Below are 17,596 nucleotides of genomic sequence, written 5' to 3' on the forward strand. Positions count from 1 at the left end.
TTAAATTTGTTTTTCCAATTCTGATTTATTAAGAGAATTCTTAATGAATAAACTGATTTATTAAATTAGTATTCATTTCATCGAAACTATGTTTCCCATGAATAGCAGTCTTAGTTTGTATACGCCACAAACTGAGATGTGTGAAGTAATATATATTGCTGTGTGTAGTCTTTGCCTGTCAGCCCATGATAGGCTTTTTTTTTTGGAAAAAATTCCCATTGGAATTATATAAAATACCACTCGCATTAAAAAAGATCGTGTTATAAAGAAAAAAGCCTGAAAATATTTTTAACAGGCTTTTTAATTTATGTCTGAATTAGATGGTTATTAATTATTTCCTGCTAAAGAAACCCAGGTTTTCACCACTGTATCAGGATTTAATGATAAGCTGTCAATTCCTTCTTTCATTAACCACTCGGCAAAATCCTCGTGATCTGAAGGCCCCTGACCGCAAATACCAACATATTTTCCCTGACGCTTGGCCGCCTGAATAGCCATAGAAAGTAATTGTTTCACCGCATCATTACGTTCATCGAATAATTCGGAGACAACACCTGAATCACGATCCAAGCCTAATGCCAATTGAGTCATATCATTTGAGCCGATAGAGAAGCCATCAAAATGCTCGAGAAATTGTTCTGCTAATAACGCATTTGATGGGATTTCACACATCATAATGACTTTCAGCCCATTTTCACCACGCTTCAAGCCTTGTGATGCCAACTCTGATACAACGGCTTCGGCCTGCGCCACTGTACGTACAAACGGGATCATGACTTCAATATTTGTTAATCCCATAACATTACGTACCCGTTTGACTGCTTCACATTCCAGCGCAAAACACTGGCGGAAGCTGTCAGAGACATAACGACCGGCACCACGGAAACCAAGCATCGGGTTTTCTTCATGCGGTTCGTAGAACTCTCCACCCACCAGATTCGCGTATTCATTCGATTTGAAATCAGACAAACGGACAATGACGCGTTTAGGCCAGAATGCAGCGGCCAGCGTGGCAATACCTTCAGTCAGGCGTCCAACATAAAATTCAACAGGATCATCATAGCCTGTCATTAAAGATTTAATCTGTGCCTGTAATTCAGGAGATTGCTCAGAAAACTCAAGCAGTGCGCGGGGATGAACGCCAATCATGCGGTTTATGATGAATTCCAGACGCGCCAGCCCTACACCTTCATTCGGCAGGCAGGCAAAATCAAATGCGCGATCCGGATTACCAACGTTCATCATGATCTTAACATCCAATTCTGGCAGCTCATCAACCTGCGAACTTTGGATGCTGAAATCCAGTTTATTCCGATAAACAAAACCCGTATCCCCTTCTGCGCAGGAGACCGTGACCAGTTCACCTTCTTTCAGGCGTTCTGTTGCATCGCCACAACCCACAACAGCAGGAATACCCAGTTCACGGGCAATGATAGCAGCATGGCAGGTACGCCCTCCACGATTAGTCACAATCGCTGCTGCTTTTTTCATGATTGGCTCCCAATCCGGGTCAGTCATGTCTGTCACCAGCACATCGCCGACCTGAATGCGATCCATTTCACTGAGATTGTGAATAACCTTAACTGTACCAATACCGATTTTGTGCCCGATTGCACGGCCTTCCACCAGCACACTGCCTTGTTCATTAAGCTGATAGCGTTCCATCACCTGCTGATTGGAACGGACTGTTTCAGGGCGTGCCTGTACAATATACAGTCGACCATTATGCCCGTCTTTCGCCCATTCAATATCCATCGGGCGACCATAATGTTTTTCAATCAATAGGGCCTGCTTTGCCAATTCTTCGACTTCATTATCGGCAAGAGAAAAGCGGTTACGTAATGCCTCAGAAACATCTTCTGTCCGAACCTGCTGACCGTGTTCTTTGCTGTCTGCATAGACCATACGTATTTTTTTGGAGCCCAGATTACGTCGAACTATCGCTGGGCGATTATTTTTTAATGTAGGTTTATGCACATAAAATTCATCAGGATTTACTGCGCCCTGCACAACCATCTCACCTAAACCATAGGCAGATGTAATAAACACAACCTGATCAAAACCGGATTCAGTATCAATCGTAAACATGACACCGGATGATGCCAAATCAGAGCGTACCATCCGCTGTACACCTGCTGACAGCGCCACGCCACGGTGGTCATAGCCCTGATGGACACGGTAGGAAATAGCACGATCATTAAAGAGAGATGCGAAGACATGTTTAATGGCAACCATCACCGCATCAATACCCTGTACATTCAGGAAAGTTTCCTGCTGCCCTGCAAAAGAGGCATCCGGCATGTCTTCGGCCGTTGCGGAGGAACGGACAGCGAAAGAGGCATCAGGCTCACCTTCAGACAGTTGCAAATAAGCTTCCCGGATATCTTTTTCCAGTTGTGCTGTAAATGGCGTATCAATCACCCACTGACGGATCTGTGCACCAGCCTTAGCTAATTGATTGACATCATCAACATCTATTTCATCCAATAATTGATAAATACGCTGATTAACACCACTTTGTTCCAAAAAATCATTAAATGCCTGTGCTGTTGTAGCAAAACCATTGGGAACAGATACACCAAGGTCGGCCAGATTGGTGATCATCTCACCAAGCGAGGCGTTTTTACCACCGACCCGATTAACATCATTCATGCCTAGTTGGTTATACCAAAGTACATTACATGGGGTGAGGCCATTATTGGACATTGAAACTATCCTTTTTACATTCGGAGGTACAAATCGGAAAATTAGTGCTGCTCTTTACAGCAGGAAATAGCCTAGCACAATGTATTGCTATATATGGAAAGGTGAATCGATCAACCCAGCAATATTATTTTTTTACAGGTATAATCCAAAACACTATCTATAGTTGTTATTTGCAATAAAAACGATTCAGCTAATATTTTAATATATTCACCTACCCACTAATAAAAGAAAATACAATGATAGAGATCCCATTCCCGCAAAATCAGGAAAATGAACCACTGGAGCGTAGTGTCTTTTTCATCTCCGACGGTACAGCAATTACAGCAGAAGTCCTCGGCCATGCTGTATTATCTCAATTCCCAATTACGATGACGTCTTATACCTTACCCTTCGTCACCAGCAAAATAAGAGCCGAAGAAATCAGAAACCAGATAAATAATCTTTATCAGGCCACAAATATCAGACCACTGGTTTTTTATTCCATAATTTCCGGCGAGGTTAAAAATATTATTACCAGCAGTGACGGCTTTTGTCTGGATATAGTCCAGACTCTCGTCGCACCATTGCAGCAGGAAATCGGGCTGGAACCAAAACCAGAGCTACACCGTACACACGGTTTATCTAAAAAAAACCTGAGTCAGTATGATGCCCGCATTGCAGCCATTGATTATGCTCTGGCACACGATGATGGCATTTCACTGCGTAATCTCGATCAGGCACAAGTGATTATTCTGGGTGTTTCACGCTGTGGAAAAACCCCTACCAGCCTTTACCTTGCCATGCAGTTTGGTATTCAGGCAGCAAACTACCCTTTCACTGATGATGATATGGATAACCTACAACTCCCTGCCGGGCTCAAGCCGTTTCAGCACAAATTATTCGGCCTGACGATAAATCCTGAGAGGCTGGCGGCCATCCGTGAAGAACGCAGAGAAAACAGCCGTTATGCTTCTTTACGACAATGTCGTATCGAACTTGCTGAAGTTGAAGCTCTATTTCGTAAAAATAAGATTAATTACTTAAATACCACCAATTATTCTGTCGAAGAGATTTCAGCCAAGATTATTGACAGTATGGGACTGAAACGGCGTATGTTCTGACCCAAAGAATCAGCATAATTCAGGCATCATTAAAATTTCATACACAAGCGTTTCGCTTAAATTGACATTAATGTTTTGTTGAATTTATCGGAGGCTGAGTTATTGTAATTTCCATCACGCCAGGCTGCGCCTCAAAATGAAGTAGAATTCGAGAAAGTATATGTACAAAACAGATGAGCTACGAACCTGCTCTATTGATAAGCTGATAACAGCTAAAACCCTTTCTGAACAGTATCCGATATCAGAAAAAATACGCCAAAATGTGACGCTGTCACGAAAACGCATTGAAGCCATTCTCACTGGTAACGATCAACGTTTACTGGTTATTATCGGTCCCTGTTCTATTCACGATACCGATGCTGCTCTTGATTATGCATCACGCCTGCAAGTATTGCGTGAAAAATATCAGCATAGTCTGGAAATCGTCATGAGAACCTACTTCGAGAAACCGCGGACTGTTGTCGGCTGGAAAGGATTAATTTCAGACCCTATGCTGGATGGTTCCTGTCAGGTCAATAAAGGGATCTCACTTGCGCGCAATTTATTAATTAATATCAATGAATTGGGAATGCCTACCGCGACAGAATTTCTGGATATGGTGACCGGGCAGTATATTGCGGATTTAATTAGCTGGGGCGCTATTGGTGCCAGAACAACTGAAAGCCAAATCCATCGGGAAATGGCTTCCGCCCTTTCGTGCCCTGTCGGATTTAAAAACGGTACTGACGGCAATACTCACATTGCGATTGATGCAATACGCGCAGCAAGTGCCAGACATATGTTCCTGTCACCAGATAAAGACGGGCAAATGACAATTTACCAGACCAGTGGAAATCCCTACGGGCACGTTATTATGCGGGGCGGAAAAAAACCTAATTACTACGCTGAAGATATTAACGCAACCTGTCAGAAACTGCGTGAATTCCGCTTACCGGAAAGGTTAATCATTGATTGCAGCCACAGTAACTGCCAGAAAATTCACCGTCGGCAACTGGATGTCGCCAGAGATATCAGCCAGCAGATTAATTCTGGTTCAACAGCCATTGCTGGTGTTATGGCGGAAAGTTTTTTAGTTGAAGGTTCCCAAAAAATTATGTTGGGAGAACCTCTGGCCTATGGGCAATCGATTACTGACCCATGTCTTAGCTGGCAGGATACAGAAGAATTCCTTCATATACTGGCCGAAGCAGCTAAAAAACGTTGCTGAATACCTCTTCTTTAGTATCTCTTTTAGGCTTCTGTGCATAATGGAAGCCATATCCCGTGAAAAAACATTTAGCTACCTATTCTTCCTTATATAAAAAAATAGCTTGAAGTTAATCATCATAGAAACGATAATTATTCTCAATATTAGAATAATTATTGTTCATATTGGCTATGAAAAAACTAACTGACTACCCGTACTACCACATTACCCCTTTGCAACAGCAGATCCTTTTGGCATTACATCGTGGTTCAACCTTAAACAAAATCTTATTTTGACTTAATCATAATCCTGAAAAGACATGTTCATGTCATGGGATTAAAACCACTCGTATGTTTTAAAACACCGTTAAATCATGGAGATAACTTGCATGTCCCGGATTCAGCTACCAAACCTGAGATTGTCTGCATTAAGTATTGTTATTTTAACAGGGTTGTCTTCTGCTCACGCAGCCACCACTCCAACTGAAAAAAAAGATACAGCAAAAAGTAAGCATAAAGACACGATAACGGTTTATGCCACAGGTAATCAGCGTGATAGTTTTGAAGCTCCAATGATGGTAACAGTTGTTGAAGGAAATTCAGCCAGCAGTAAAGTTGCAGGTAATGCTAACGATTTACTGCGTAAAATCCCGGGGATTAATGCCGCTGATTACGGGCGCGCTAACGGGCAGGATATCAGCCTGCGTGGTTACTCCCAAAAAGGGGTTTTAATGCTGGTTGACGGTGTTCGTCAGGGAACTGATACCGGGCATATTAATGGTGTTTTTCTCGATCCGGCGTTGATTAAACAGGTTGAAATCGTGCGGGGGCCATCCGCCCTGCTCTACGGTAGCGGTGCATTAGGTGGTGTGATTGCATATCAGACAGTTGATGCAGCAGATCTCTTGCAGGACGGGAAAAATAGCGGTTTTCGTGTTTTCAGCCGTGCGGGAACAGGAGATCACAGCTGGGGGCTTGGAGCTGCAGCCTTTGGTAAAACCGAGAATCTTGATGGCCTGTTTACTTTCAGTACCCGCGATGTTGGCAATATTCGCTATGGCGGTGGTGTAAAAGGTCGAAACGATGAAAACATCGGCAATGTGATGGCGAAAGGCACATGGAAAATTGATGATATCCAGTCAATTGGTGGTGAATTACGTTATTACCGCAACAAAGCTCATGAGCCGAAAGATCCACAGGATATTAATGACCATAGCAGAAACGTCTTGGCTGATCGCACAACAGCACAGCGTGATATGCAGCTGACTTATAAACTGAATCCGTCGAGCTATAACTGGCTGGATCTGAGAAATGATATTTATTATTCCGATATCGCCATCAATACCAAAACGAAAGAAAAAGGCTTTGAAGGCCGCAGACAAGAAACTTTCGGTATAAAACTGGAAAACCGTTCTCATTTGAGTGCAATGCCTTTTGCTGCACACCAATTTACTTATGGCACTGAAGTTTATAAACAGAAACAAAAACCAAGCCGTGATAATCTCAATGGATTTCCAAAAGCAGATATCCGTTTCGCATCCGGCTGGGTACAGGATGAAATAACTATTCGTGATCTGCCTGTTTCAGTTGTCGTTGGTACGCGCTATGACAATTACAAGGCTTCAAACGATAACAAAAACAATAAGTACAAAGATATCAGTGCCGACAAATGGTCATCAAAAGGCGCTATCAGCATCACTCCTACAGACTGGTCGATGCTGTTTGCTTCCTATTCTCAGGCATTCCGTTCTCCGACCATGGGAGAAATGTATAACGATTCTGAGCATTTCCCAGGAAACAATTGGAAACCTAACCCTAACCTACGCCCTGAAAGCAATGAAACTCAGGAATATGGATTTGGGCTACGTTTCGATGATTTGTTAACTTCTCACGATGGTCTGAAATTTAAAGCCAGTTACTTTGATACCAAAGCGAAAGATTATATCAATACGTTCGTAGAAACCAAAAAAGGGTTTTTTACGACCTCTGTGAATATTCCTAACGCCAAAATCTGGGGTTGGGATGTTTCAATGAATTATGGCACTGACTGGTTTTCATGGGATCTGGCTTATAACCGCACCACAGGTAAAGATGGACAAACTGGCAAATCTATTGATGAGCTAAGCCCGGATACCGTAACCAGCACATTAGATATCCCTCTTTCTGATACCGGCGTATCTATTGGCTGGGTAGGTAAATTCACTAGCCAGACTAATTTTAAAGATAAAAATGGGAAGAAAAATGCTTCCCAACAGTCAGGCTACGGTGTCAATGATTTCTATATCAGCTACCACGGCGAAAACCAGCTAAAAGGTGTCACAACTTCTGTCGTGCTCGGCAACGCTTTCGATAAGCAATATTACTCAACATTGGGTGCTCCACAGAGTGGCCGTAATGCCAAACTGTTCATCAGCTACCAATGGTAAATAATAAAAGTACTATTTTTAAACTATACCCCATTTTTTTAAGGAGCTAGCAACTGTGAATCAGTCACTTTATGAACGTTACCAACAGGCAAAAGCAGATAATAAAGCCAAATATGCACGCGATCTGGCGGCTTATCTTAATGTCAGTGAAGGAGAATTACTGCACAGTCGTGTCGGTATCGACGCGAAACGTCTGAACGTTGATGCTCCTACTCTGCTGCAAGAACTGGCAACTGTTGGTGAAACCAAAGCCATTACCCGTAATGACTTCGCAGTTCATGAGCAGGTTGGTCGTTACGAAAATACCAAGTTTAGCGAACATGTTGGCTTGATCCTTAATCCACGTGAACTTGATTTGCGTGTGTTTTTCGATCACTGGAGCAGTGTTTTCTATCTGGTAGAACCAGCGAAAAACGGTCTGCGTCACAGCGTTCAGTTCTTTGACCGTCAGGGTGATGCGTTGCACAAAGTGTACACCACCGCTAATACAGATATGGCCGCATGGGAAGCACTGATTGAAAAATACCAGACAGAAGAAAACTCTGCTCTGGAAGTTCAACTGGCAAAATCCCCTGAATATGCAGAAATGACTGAACAACTGAAAGTGCAGTTGGATGAAGAATGGCGTGCCATGACTGACGTTCACCAGTTCTTCATTATGATGAGCCGCCATAATCTGAACCGTCAGCAAATCTTCAATGCTGTCAAAGATGATCTGGCATATCGTGTAGATAACTCCGCTCTGACTCAGATCCTTGAAGTTGCACACAAAGATCAAAATGAAATTATGATCTTCGTCGGCAACCGCGGTTGTATCCAGATTTTTACTGGTAAACTGGAGCGCTTGATGCCTTATCAGGAAGAAAACTCTTCCCAGAAGTGGGCTAACATTTTTAATCGCAATTTCACATTGCATCTGATTGAAAGTGCTATCGCTGAAAGCTGGATCACACGTAAACCAACAACAGATGGTTTCGTCACCAGCCTTGAGTTGTTTGATGCTGAAGGTAACCAAATCGCCCAATTGTATGGTCAGCGTACTGAAGGTACTCCTGAGCAGGCACAATGGCGTGATCAGGTTGCCGCTCTGCCTAAACTGCAACCAGAAAAGGAAAATTGTGTAGCATGAAAAAGTGGCTTCTAACATTTATGCTTACCATCTCTGCCAGTGCGTTCTCTGCTGAACGTATTGTCACAATCGGTGGTGATGTGTCTGAAATTGTTTTTGCACTGGGTGAAGGGCAGTATGTCGTTGCCAGAGACAGTACCAGCAAAAATCCTCAGGAAATACTTTCGATTCCTGATGTGGGATATATGCGTATGCTCAGCTCAGAAGGAGTTCTGTCTATGCGACCATCACTGGTGATCGCAAGCGAACTGGCTCAACCTTCTCTGGCACTCAAGCAAATCGAAGATTCCGGTGTAAAAGTCATTAAAGTGACAAGCAAAGCCTCGTTAGAAGCCGTTCCTGAAAAAATTAAGACCGTCGCTAAGGCGGTCAAACAGGAAAAACGTGGTGAAGAGCTAATCACTCAATATCAGCAGCAGCTGGCTACAATCACCACGTCAGAGATCCCAACAAAAGTCATGTTTGTCATGAGCCACGGCGGGATCATGCCAATGGCTGCCGGTCAGAAAACAGCGGCAGACCAGATTATTCACGCCATTGGTGCTCAAAATGCCATGCAGGGATTCAATGGATACCGCCCTCTATCTCAGGAAGGTGTTATCGCCAGTCAACCTGACTTGCTGCTAATCAGTACTGATGGCCTGAAGACTTTGGGTGGAATGGATAAACTGTGGCAACTTCCGGGAATGAGTTTCACGCCCGCTGGCAAGAAAAAACAGGTCGTCGTTGTGGATGAAATGGGCCTGCTCGGATTCGGTATCGAGACACCCGCTGTCATGAAAAAAGTCCGTGAGGCTGCGGAGAAAGTGCAATGAGTCGTTCTCAATCCCCCAGCCTTGGCTTGATGTTACTGACTGTATTGCTGTTTATTCTGGCAATCAGCTCAGCCAACATGGGGGCATTGCCTCTTTCTTTTAAAACACTGTGGGAGTCCTCTTTGGAGGACCCACACTGGCAGATTTGGTTAAACATTCGTCTTCCGCGCATTTTGCTGGCTATTCTGGTTGGAAGTGCACTGGCTATGTCTGGTGCTGTCATGCAAGGGCTATTCCGCAACCCTCTCGCTGATTCCGGGCTATTAGGGATCAGCAGTGGTGCAGCACTGACAGTGGCACTGACTATTGTTGTACCTCTTTCCTTACCTGCGAGTATTGCATTATACGCCCATATCATTGCTGCTTTTATCGGCAGCTTACTGGTTTCATTCCTGATATTTTCGCTCAATAAATACAACCACGGCAATATGTCAAAATTGCTGCTTGCCGGTATTGCCATTAATACCCTGTGCGCATCGTTTATCGGTGTATTGAGCTATATCAGTGATGATCAGCAATTACGGCAATTCACCATTTGGATGATGGGCTCATTAAACCAGATTGAATGGCCAACACTGATTATTGCCGCTTCTATTATTATTCCGGTTTGCCTGCTGACGCTCAGTCAGTCACGAAAACTGAATCTCCTTCAGTTAGGAGACGAAGAAGCACATTATTTAGGTATTAATGTTCAGCGGACTAAGTTTCAGTTACTTCTACTGAGTGCCCTACTGATTGGCTGCGCTGTGGCATTGAGCGGTGTTATCGGTTTTATCGGCCTTGTCATTCCCCATCTTGTCAGGTTGCGCTTTGGTGGCGATCACTCATGGTTACTGCCAATTTCCGCATTAGGTGGAGCATGCCTGTTATTAACTGCGGATACATTAGCCAGAACACTGGTGGCTCCCGCTGAAATGCCGGTCGGCCTTATCACTGGTTTAATCGGTGCGCCTTACTTTTTATGGTTAATTCTTAAACCATCAGGGGGCCGTTTGTAATGGAGCCAATAATGCAAAAAAGTTTGCTCGAAGCTAAAAACCTGAACTATTTCATCGGGCAACGTCAAATTATCAAGGATGTATCTCTTTCTCTTAATCAGGGGGAAGTTGTTGCAATTATTGGGCCTAACGGCGCAGGTAAATCCACTCTGTTACGGCTGTTAACAGGTTATGTTTCTCCAGCCAGTGGTGAGTGTCTGTTACAGGGCACTTCCCTTGCTGACTGGGAGCCGCAAAAACTCGCTCGTATTCGCGCAGTAATGCGGCAATATAGCTCGCTTTCCTTTCCTTTTAGTGTTGAAGAAATCATTGCGATGGGGCGTGTTCCCCATGAAAGCACCCATAAGAAAACGGCAATCAATGAAGCGATTGCATTGACCGAATGTGAAGAGCTGAAACATCGTAATTACCAACAGCTATCCGGAGGAGAACAGCAACGGGTTCAGTTGGCCAGAACACTGGCTCAGCTCTGGCACCCGGAGCCTACAGGATCTTGCTTGTTTTTGGATGAGCCAACATCAGCACTGGATCTTTACCACCAGCAGCATACATTACGACTTGTTCATAACCTTACCCGGCAGCGTCCTCTGGCTGTCTGTTGTGTATTGCATGACCTGAATCTGGCTGCACTCTACGCAGATAAAATTCTCCTGTTACATAAAGGAGAATTAGTCGCCTCAGGTACACCACAAGATGTTCTGCGTGACGATATTCTTAAACAATGGTATCGGGCTGATTTAGGCGTTATGCAACACCCTGAAACTCACCAGCCACAGATTTATCTCCGTCAATAGTTTATTTCCTTTCTAGAGGCAACTTTTGTAAATATCAGCAAAAATTGCCTCAATAATCACATCGGATATGCAATATCAGAGAAGAATTACTTCATATCCATCAGCCGTTGTTGGCGGGCCGATGGTAGATACCAAAATGTCGCTATCAGGCATAAAGCATAACCCAACATTTCACAGCCTTCTTCCACCATATTTTTGACTGCTCGATTAAAATGCTCATCCATTAGCTCTTGCCAAAGTGCCCCCATACCAAACAATCGGGAAAATACTAATACGCATAAAAGCCCGCAAATCATCATTGAATAACTTTGATGACGGGTGAAATGCACAAGCCCAACAAGAGTTTTAGAACCCTGCGTGACAGCGTAACTGATGCAGAGCAAAGCCAGAGGAATAGCAAACCACGCCCATGCTCCGTGGAAAATAACATCAAAATATACATCCAGCTCTCTGATTAACAGGCAACTAAAAAAGCCAGCCATCAAAATAAGCGATGTCCGTAATTTCGAATTTCTCTTTGCTTCATAAAACAGCAAAGTTGCAATGATAATTAGAGAAAGCTCCTGAAAAATTTCTGTCAGTGACTCTTCCTGTACATTGTTATGTAAATAATTAACATCTAAAAATAACAAACCCGTTGTTCCCGCTATCACCAATGCATATAAAATAAAAAACATCAATTTTTTGGCTAAAAAGATAAACATGCTAAATACCCACCAAGAAAAACAACAAATTCAGAACAAAACCACACAAAAAATCACATATCCCTACAATAAAAAAGCACCCAGTAATGAGTGCAGAAGCTGATTTTATCTGGTTCGGAAATATATTTTATACTTTCCATGCCCTTAAATTCCTTTCAGACAGTATCAGATAAAATATTCGCCTCTATTTTGTCCAATATGAAAAATAGTGCTAAGTGAAAACGGAAGAAAAAAATATCCGGAGGTATAACCAGGGATTAAATATAATTAATCCTTATTAATTTAAGATCGCACATTTTGCGTATACGCTATAAAATATATTATTAAAATGAGCCATTCCAATAATATTAATTATCATTTGTATATCACTCTTTTTTAGCACAAGCCCACATTAGTGGGAGGTATATATGTTAGAAAGTGTTATCAACGATATTGTTAAATGGTTAGAAAACCAGCTTCAACTGACTGAAGGTATTAAAATAGATGCCATTGCCCATAAAAGTGGTTATTCAAAATGGCATTTACAACGCATTTTTAAGGAATTGAAAGGCTGTACATTGGGTCAGTATGTACGTCGGCGCCGCCTTCATGAAGCCGCCAAGTCGTTACACGAAGATGACTTGCCGATTCTAGATATTGCCCTGCAATATGGTTTCAGTTCGCAGGCTACATTTACACGGATCTTTAAAAAGCACTTTAATACCACACCGGCTAAATTCCGAGAAAATGGCAAATTACCTGAGTTAAAGACATTCTTATTTTGCGAAGAGTAACTCATAGTAATTATCATTCTTTATGGTCAACTTCCCTGTTGTTGACCTTCTTTCAGGGCTAACCTCTGCCAATTATTTTTTCTATTTCAGTTCATTTACTAACCAATATGAAAATTGCTGTAACTCTGCATCCAGTAAGGGGTATTGTTCTCTGATAGCCTGAATTATCTGCTCAACAGCTTCAGGCTGATATAGCACTCCTGCCAGTTTTTTTGCCAGTACTTCAAATGGTGCGGGCTCAAGACTGTCAGTGAAAATTTGGCAACGACTAATAACTCCATGCTCAATATCAACATGCAACTCAATACCTCCCCAAGAAAACCGTGTATCCAGAGTATGGCTGAATGCGGGGGCTTGCCCGAAGTTCCATTCCCAGCTACTTTGCTTCTTAAAGACATCCACAAAACCGGGCAAATCTGGTAACGCTTGCGGTGAAATAATTTCCGGCGCCACCATTTCGCCAAAATACTCAAAAAACGCATCGGTGATCCCTGCACATACTTTTTCATGCGTAATGTCTGGCAACAAATCTGACAGATTTGCCACTCTGGAACGAACAGAAGTAATGCCTTTAGCCTGTAATTTTTTAGGATCAGGGTTGAGATAATCAGCAAGGCGGTTCAAATCTGCATTAATCAGCAACGTCCCATGATGAAATCCGCGATCTTTAGTTTCCCGATATGCAGAGCCTGAAATTTTACGCTCTCCTTCCGGAGATGATAAAACCAGATCATTACGACCAGAAACCATCGCATGAATACCTGATTTTTTTAGTCCGTCCAGAATAATCTGAGTAGAAATCTCTTTGTTATAGGCTGGCTTACCAGCCATGAAGGTAAAACAGGTATTCCCCAAATCATGAAAAACGGCACCACCGCCACTACTGCGCCGAGCTAGCTTTACACCATCCTGCTCCATACGCCGCGTATTGCATTCCTTCCACGGATTTTGCGCACGCCCTATGACAACTGTATTGGCATTGCGCCATAGGAACAAAACACTCTGCTCTGGTGACATTTGCCGAAAAATACACTCTTCAACAGCGAGATTAAACCAGGGATCATAAGAATCAGACAGCAGCAATCGTAATCTAGACATTACTTGTCTCCAGACAAAGAAAAACAATGCCTTAGGATATCATAACGCTCAGATTAAATTGGTGATTCAGGTCGTGGTCATATTCTGCGGGCTTGCCAAAATACACGCTGCCAATAAACATTATCAAGAGAGGAACGCATAACACCATTGCTGGTAGAGGCATGAATAAATTCATTATTGATATCATAAATCCCAACATGTAATCCGTTAGCACCACTACCGGTTTTGAAAAATACCAGATCACCCGGCATCAAATCCTTTTTGCTGATCCGGGTTCCCAGTTGAGTTTGCTGATTTGTTGTCCGTGGAAGGAGGATATTAAAGCGATCATGAAATGTACGATAAACAAAACCCGAACAATCCACACCCCGCCGATCCATACCTCCATAGCGGTAAGGTGTCCCCTGCCATTGTTCAAGTTGCTCTTTTAATTTTGCGATAACCATAATCGGATCAGACAGAGCTGCTCGCGATGGTGGTAGCTGTGATTGCGGAATATGGTTAGAACAACCGATAAGTAACAGGCTAAATAGCAGGCATAAATGCCTGATTTTTATTGACATCAATCAGCTCTCCTGCTTTCTGGCCTGCTAATAAACCAAACACCGAATAGAATTAGCAAGATGCCTATCGTTTTTAATGGTGAGGTATTTTCATTAAACCAAGGTAATAATACTGCCATTAAATAAACAAAAATGTAACTCAGGCTTAACAGTGGATACGCTTTATTCAATGGCAGATATTTCAAAGTAAAAAACCAGCAGAACATAGATAATGCGTAACTGGTAAGCCCTGCCATCACCACCAGCAAAGGATTAAGATTCAGCCACAACCAGTCTATACTGAACCAATGTAGCAATAAGGATAGTTCAGGTAACCGAGCCATTCCCCACTTCAAAAATAGCTGCGCGACCGTGACCAGTAAAACATTCGCTACTCCCCAAAAATACCCCTTCATTGATTCAGACTCATTAATAGGATCCCCGACATAATGGCTAAAACACCGATCCAGTGTTTTAACCCCACTTTCTCCTTATACAAAAATTGCCCGATTAATGTTATTACCACAAAATTAATGCTCAGCATCGGATAGGCGATGCTGAGTGGTAAAAATTGCAGTAATCGCAGCCAGAATAGCATTCCGGCCCCCAAAAGAAGCATAGCAGCCACTAGCCATACCACCACGAGTGATGTTTTATAGGGAGTCTTTTTTCCCCAACAGATAACCGCTTGTTTCTGACAAATCTGTCCTGCACAGGTTAATAAACTAACAAGTATCAATAATCCTGCACTGCTATTCATCATGGTTGCTTCTTATAAATGACAAGAACAAAACGGGATTTTCGCTGTACAAAATCCGGTTGGGGTAATTCAGGCAGTTTTCCTTTTGACGATAATAAAAAAACAACGGCAACCTGACCGTTTTTCCGTGCGCTGGTCAGCCAAACGGGAAATTGCTCTAGCGTTATATATCGGTTTTGGCTATCCGGATAATCCAGCCCATACGCCAGTTCACCCTTGTTTTGGAATAAATAGATATCATTGCGCTTTAATTCCCACGCCAGTGCCGCCGCTACTCCAACGGATGCCGATAAAATATATTTACTTTCTGCTAATTCTTTTTCGTTTTGTTGGATGAAATCTTGTGGAAGTTTAGAATTAATCGTTTTATCAGGCAGTGCACTACCTATTGATAGGCTAAGCATAATTGAACAGGCTGCGGCCCATTGCCAGTGCTTGCCATTATGTCTGAAACATAAATACCCGACGATACCCCAGACAGCAAATGTCAGAATCCCCAATACCCATTTATGTAACTCATTAGACTGATAAAGAGGATTTTTGGGGAATATCTCCAAAAATACCAGTGCCAGTATTGCAATCAGGCCAATGAAAACATTGACTAATCCATTAAGCTTCAATGCCTTTATTTTGCCATTTCTCATACTATCAACGGCGTATTTTGCCATCATCAATGCTAAAGGTCCCATACACGGCAGGATATAGGTCAGTAATTTCCCTCTCGATATACTGAAAAATATCAAAGGAATACAGAACCAGCATAAGAGAAAAAACATTTCAGGATGATTTTTCTTCGCTTTCCAGCCGGTAAATAATGCCCCCGGTAATAATCCTAACCACGGAATAACACCCAAAATCACTATCGGCAGATAAAACCAGAATGGTGATGCATGTTGTGCATTCTCGGAAGCAAAACGCTGGATATGTTCTATCCAGAAAAAATAATGCCAATAATCAGGCTCCCGAACAGCAACTGCAATCACCCACGGCAGACTAATCAAAACAGCGCCGATAATGGCAATCGGACCAAAACGAAGCATCTCCAGAAAGCGTTTCTGGTATATCGTGACTGGTATCATCGAGATCACCGGCAGAACCAGTGCCAGAAAGCCTTTTGTCATAAAAGCCATGCCACAGGTTATACCCAGCACAAACCAGGCAAAAACCCGCTCTCGGGTACTACTGGCTTTCAGTGCCCAGTAACAACTGACAATTCCTGCCGTGACCCACAATGAAAACATAGGATCGAGAACACTATAAGTCCCGACAGAAAACACAATAAACATGGAGATATAAATCAGGCAGGAGATAAATGCTGTCTGACGGCACTGCCACATCATCATAGCTAATCGATAAAGAAGAAATGCGCTGAGCAAGATACTGAATACTGAGCCAAAACGCACTGCGAAATTACTATCGCCAAAAATCCACTGACTAATGCTATTTATCCAATATCCGGCCACTGGTTTTTCAAAATAACGGATATCCAGAAAATAAGGCACGATCCAATCGCCACGCTGTAACATATCCCGGCTGATTTCAGCATATCGAGTTTCATCTGGTTGCCATAAAAGACGTCCATTCAAAGGGATCAAGTAAGTAAAGATAAAAAAAAGAGCCATTAAAACGGCTCCAGCTCTACTCATTCGAACATTCGACATATTTTTTTATACCTCTTGTTGACAACCTAACCAGCCTTCACGACCAGGAAAATCGGAACGAACGATTCTCCCAACTGGCAATGTTTCCGGGTTTTCAGGTAGTAAATGACCTAATTTACAAAACTGAATATCTTGCTGGTGCAGCATATCCAATAATGCCTCAAACTGTGATGATTTAGACATTCCTTCAACTTCTGCGTGAATGGTATAAACAGGAACACCGCGGGCATTTTGAATAGCACCCAGAATAAAATGGTTAAAATTGATATCACTGACCTGCGTGCCGATAACTTCATCATAAGTTGGCAATGTCACCGGGATTTGAACGGTTCCTAAGCTTCCATCAGGCAAAAGTGGCCTGAATGGATGTGTTCCACGGCAATCACTGTTGTAATCAAAACCAAATTGCTGTTTAGCCACCAGCACCCGCTCATCTGCGCGCCAGCCAGCAACAGCCGAGCATGTTACAGCCTGCCCTGTCTCCTTTTCTAATGCATCAACACCAAGCTGTATCTGTTCTGCTAATTCTGCTCCTGACCAACGACCGGCTTTTGCCTGCCAGCTTTGATGATCCCAGGCATGCAGACCCACTTCATGACCTTCTTTTATCGTCTGTTTCATCAAATGACCTAAATCTTTTGCAATTTTCTTTCCCGGCCAAGCAGTACCGGCTAACAAAATATCCGGGCCGTACAGAGAAACAGCATTTGATCTCAACATCTTCCACAAAAATTTAGGTTTCAGCAGCCGCCACAAGTGACGCCCCATATTATCCGGGCCGACACTGAAAAAAAAACTGGCCTGAATATAATGACGCTGTAAAATTTTAAGTAAACGCGGTACACCTTCCCTGGTGCCCTGATAAGTGTCTACGTCAATTCTTAAGCCCACTTTTTGCATCATAT

The 17,596-nt window shown here is 42.8% G+C and carries 16 protein-coding genes; 8 read left to right on the plus strand and 8 right to left on the minus strand.

Annotated elements, in window-relative coordinates; translation table 11 throughout:
• Window positions 1–327: 327 nt before the first annotated feature.
• Complete coding sequence (gene ppsA / locus AACX38_RS06995; protein WP_228862852.1) at window positions 328–2,706, minus strand: phosphoenolpyruvate synthase; 2,379 nt, start codon at window positions 2,704–2,706, stop codon at window positions 328–330.
• A 236-nt stretch (window positions 2,707–2,942) separates the two neighbouring features.
• Here ppsA and ppsR point away from each other — a divergent pair, with 236 nt between their 5' ends.
• The 7 genes from ppsR to AACX38_RS07030 all read left to right on the plus strand — a co-directional run bounded on the left by ppsR (window position 2,943) and on the right by AACX38_RS07030 (window position 11,153).
• Entirely contained in the window at window positions 2,943–3,806 is an 864-nt protein-coding gene (gene ppsR / locus AACX38_RS07000) for a posphoenolpyruvate synthetase regulatory kinase/phosphorylase PpsR (RefSeq protein ID WP_193757170.1), read from the plus strand.
• Between the two features lie 160 nt (window positions 3,807–3,966).
• Complete coding sequence (locus tag AACX38_RS07005; RefSeq protein ID WP_228862853.1) at window positions 3,967–5,013, plus strand: 3-deoxy-7-phosphoheptulonate synthase; 1,047 nt, start codon at window positions 3,967–3,969, stop codon at window positions 5,011–5,013.
• 367 nt (window positions 5,014–5,380) lie between these two features.
• Window positions 5,381–7,417: a TonB-dependent hemoglobin/transferrin/lactoferrin family receptor gene (locus AACX38_RS07010; protein WP_228862854.1), complete on the plus strand. Its 2,037-nt coding sequence runs from the start codon at window positions 5,381–5,383 to the stop codon at window positions 7,415–7,417.
• A gap of 55 nt (window positions 7,418–7,472) precedes the next feature.
• The gene (locus AACX38_RS07015; RefSeq protein WP_228862855.1) at window positions 7,473–8,546 is read left to right on the plus strand and encodes a hemin-degrading factor; all 1,074 of its coding nucleotides are present in this window, start codon (window positions 7,473–7,475) and stop codon (window positions 8,544–8,546) included.
• Window positions 8,543–9,361: a heme/hemin ABC transporter substrate-binding protein gene (locus AACX38_RS07020; protein WP_228862856.1), complete on the plus strand. Its 819-nt coding sequence runs from the start codon at window positions 8,543–8,545 to the stop codon at window positions 9,359–9,361. The genes AACX38_RS07015 and AACX38_RS07020 overlap by 4 nt, the downstream gene beginning before the upstream one ends.
• Window positions 9,358–10,359, plus strand: a complete 1,002-nt coding sequence (locus tag AACX38_RS07025) for a FecCD family ABC transporter permease (RefSeq protein ID WP_099121569.1) — start codon at window positions 9,358–9,360, stop codon at window positions 10,357–10,359. The genes AACX38_RS07020 and AACX38_RS07025 overlap by 4 nt, the downstream gene beginning before the upstream one ends.
• Before the next feature lie 8 nt (window positions 10,360–10,367).
• Complete coding sequence (locus tag AACX38_RS07030) at window positions 10,368–11,153, plus strand: heme ABC transporter ATP-binding protein (protein WP_370630587.1); 786 nt, start codon at window positions 10,368–10,370, stop codon at window positions 11,151–11,153.
• An 86-nt stretch (window positions 11,154–11,239) separates the two neighbouring features.
• Here AACX38_RS07030 and AACX38_RS07035 read toward each other — a convergent pair whose 3' ends face one another.
• Window positions 11,240–11,857 carry a hypothetical protein gene (locus AACX38_RS07035; RefSeq protein ID WP_099121571.1) on the minus strand — a complete coding sequence of 206 codons (618 nt, stop codon included), beginning with the start codon at window positions 11,855–11,857 and terminating at the stop codon, window positions 11,240–11,242.
• 407 nt (window positions 11,858–12,264) lie between these two features.
• Between AACX38_RS07035 and AACX38_RS07040 the strand changes: the two genes are divergently transcribed.
• Complete coding sequence (locus tag AACX38_RS07040; RefSeq protein WP_099108175.1) at window positions 12,265–12,630, plus strand: helix-turn-helix domain-containing protein; 366 nt, start codon at window positions 12,265–12,267, stop codon at window positions 12,628–12,630.
• Between the two features lie 81 nt (window positions 12,631–12,711).
• On the opposite strand, the gene AACX38_RS07045 is transcribed toward AACX38_RS07040, so the two are convergent.
• The 6 genes from AACX38_RS07045 to arnD all read right to left on the minus strand — a co-directional run bounded on the left by AACX38_RS07045 (window position 12,712) and on the right by arnD (window position 17,591).
• A complete protein-coding gene (locus AACX38_RS07045; RefSeq protein WP_228862857.1) occupies window positions 12,712–13,728 on the minus strand; it encodes a lipoate--protein ligase A in 1,017 nt (338 codons plus the stop codon).
• Between the two features lie 77 nt (window positions 13,729–13,805).
• Window positions 13,806–14,291: a C40 family peptidase gene (locus tag AACX38_RS07050; RefSeq protein ID WP_228862858.1), complete on the minus strand. Its 486-nt coding sequence runs from the start codon at window positions 14,289–14,291 to the stop codon at window positions 13,806–13,808.
• Window positions 14,291–14,686: a 4-amino-4-deoxy-L-arabinose-phosphoundecaprenol flippase subunit ArnF gene (arnF, locus tag AACX38_RS07055; RefSeq protein ID WP_228862859.1), complete on the minus strand. Its 396-nt coding sequence runs from the start codon at window positions 14,684–14,686 to the stop codon at window positions 14,291–14,293. The genes AACX38_RS07050 and arnF overlap by 1 nt, the downstream gene beginning before the upstream one ends.
• Complete coding sequence (gene arnE, locus AACX38_RS07060) at window positions 14,683–15,030, minus strand: 4-amino-4-deoxy-L-arabinose-phosphoundecaprenol flippase subunit ArnE (protein WP_228862886.1); 348 nt, start codon at window positions 15,028–15,030, stop codon at window positions 14,683–14,685. Before arnE ends, arnF begins: the two co-directional genes overlap by 4 nt.
• A complete protein-coding gene (arnT, locus tag AACX38_RS07065) occupies window positions 15,030–16,691 on the minus strand; it encodes a lipid IV(A) 4-amino-4-deoxy-L-arabinosyltransferase (protein WP_228862860.1) in 1,662 nt (553 codons plus the stop codon). Before arnT ends, arnE begins: the two co-directional genes overlap by 1 nt.
• A 6-nt stretch (window positions 16,692–16,697) precedes the next feature.
• Window positions 16,698–17,591: a 4-deoxy-4-formamido-L-arabinose-phosphoundecaprenol deformylase gene (gene arnD, locus AACX38_RS07070; RefSeq protein ID WP_228862861.1), complete on the minus strand. Its 894-nt coding sequence runs from the start codon at window positions 17,589–17,591 to the stop codon at window positions 16,698–16,700.
• Window positions 17,592–17,596: the final 5 nt, after the last annotated feature.

This window comes from Xenorhabdus sp. PB30.3 (assembly GCF_963895965.1).
Taxonomy (GTDB): Bacteria; Pseudomonadota; Gammaproteobacteria; order Enterobacterales; family Enterobacteriaceae; genus Xenorhabdus; species Xenorhabdus stockiae.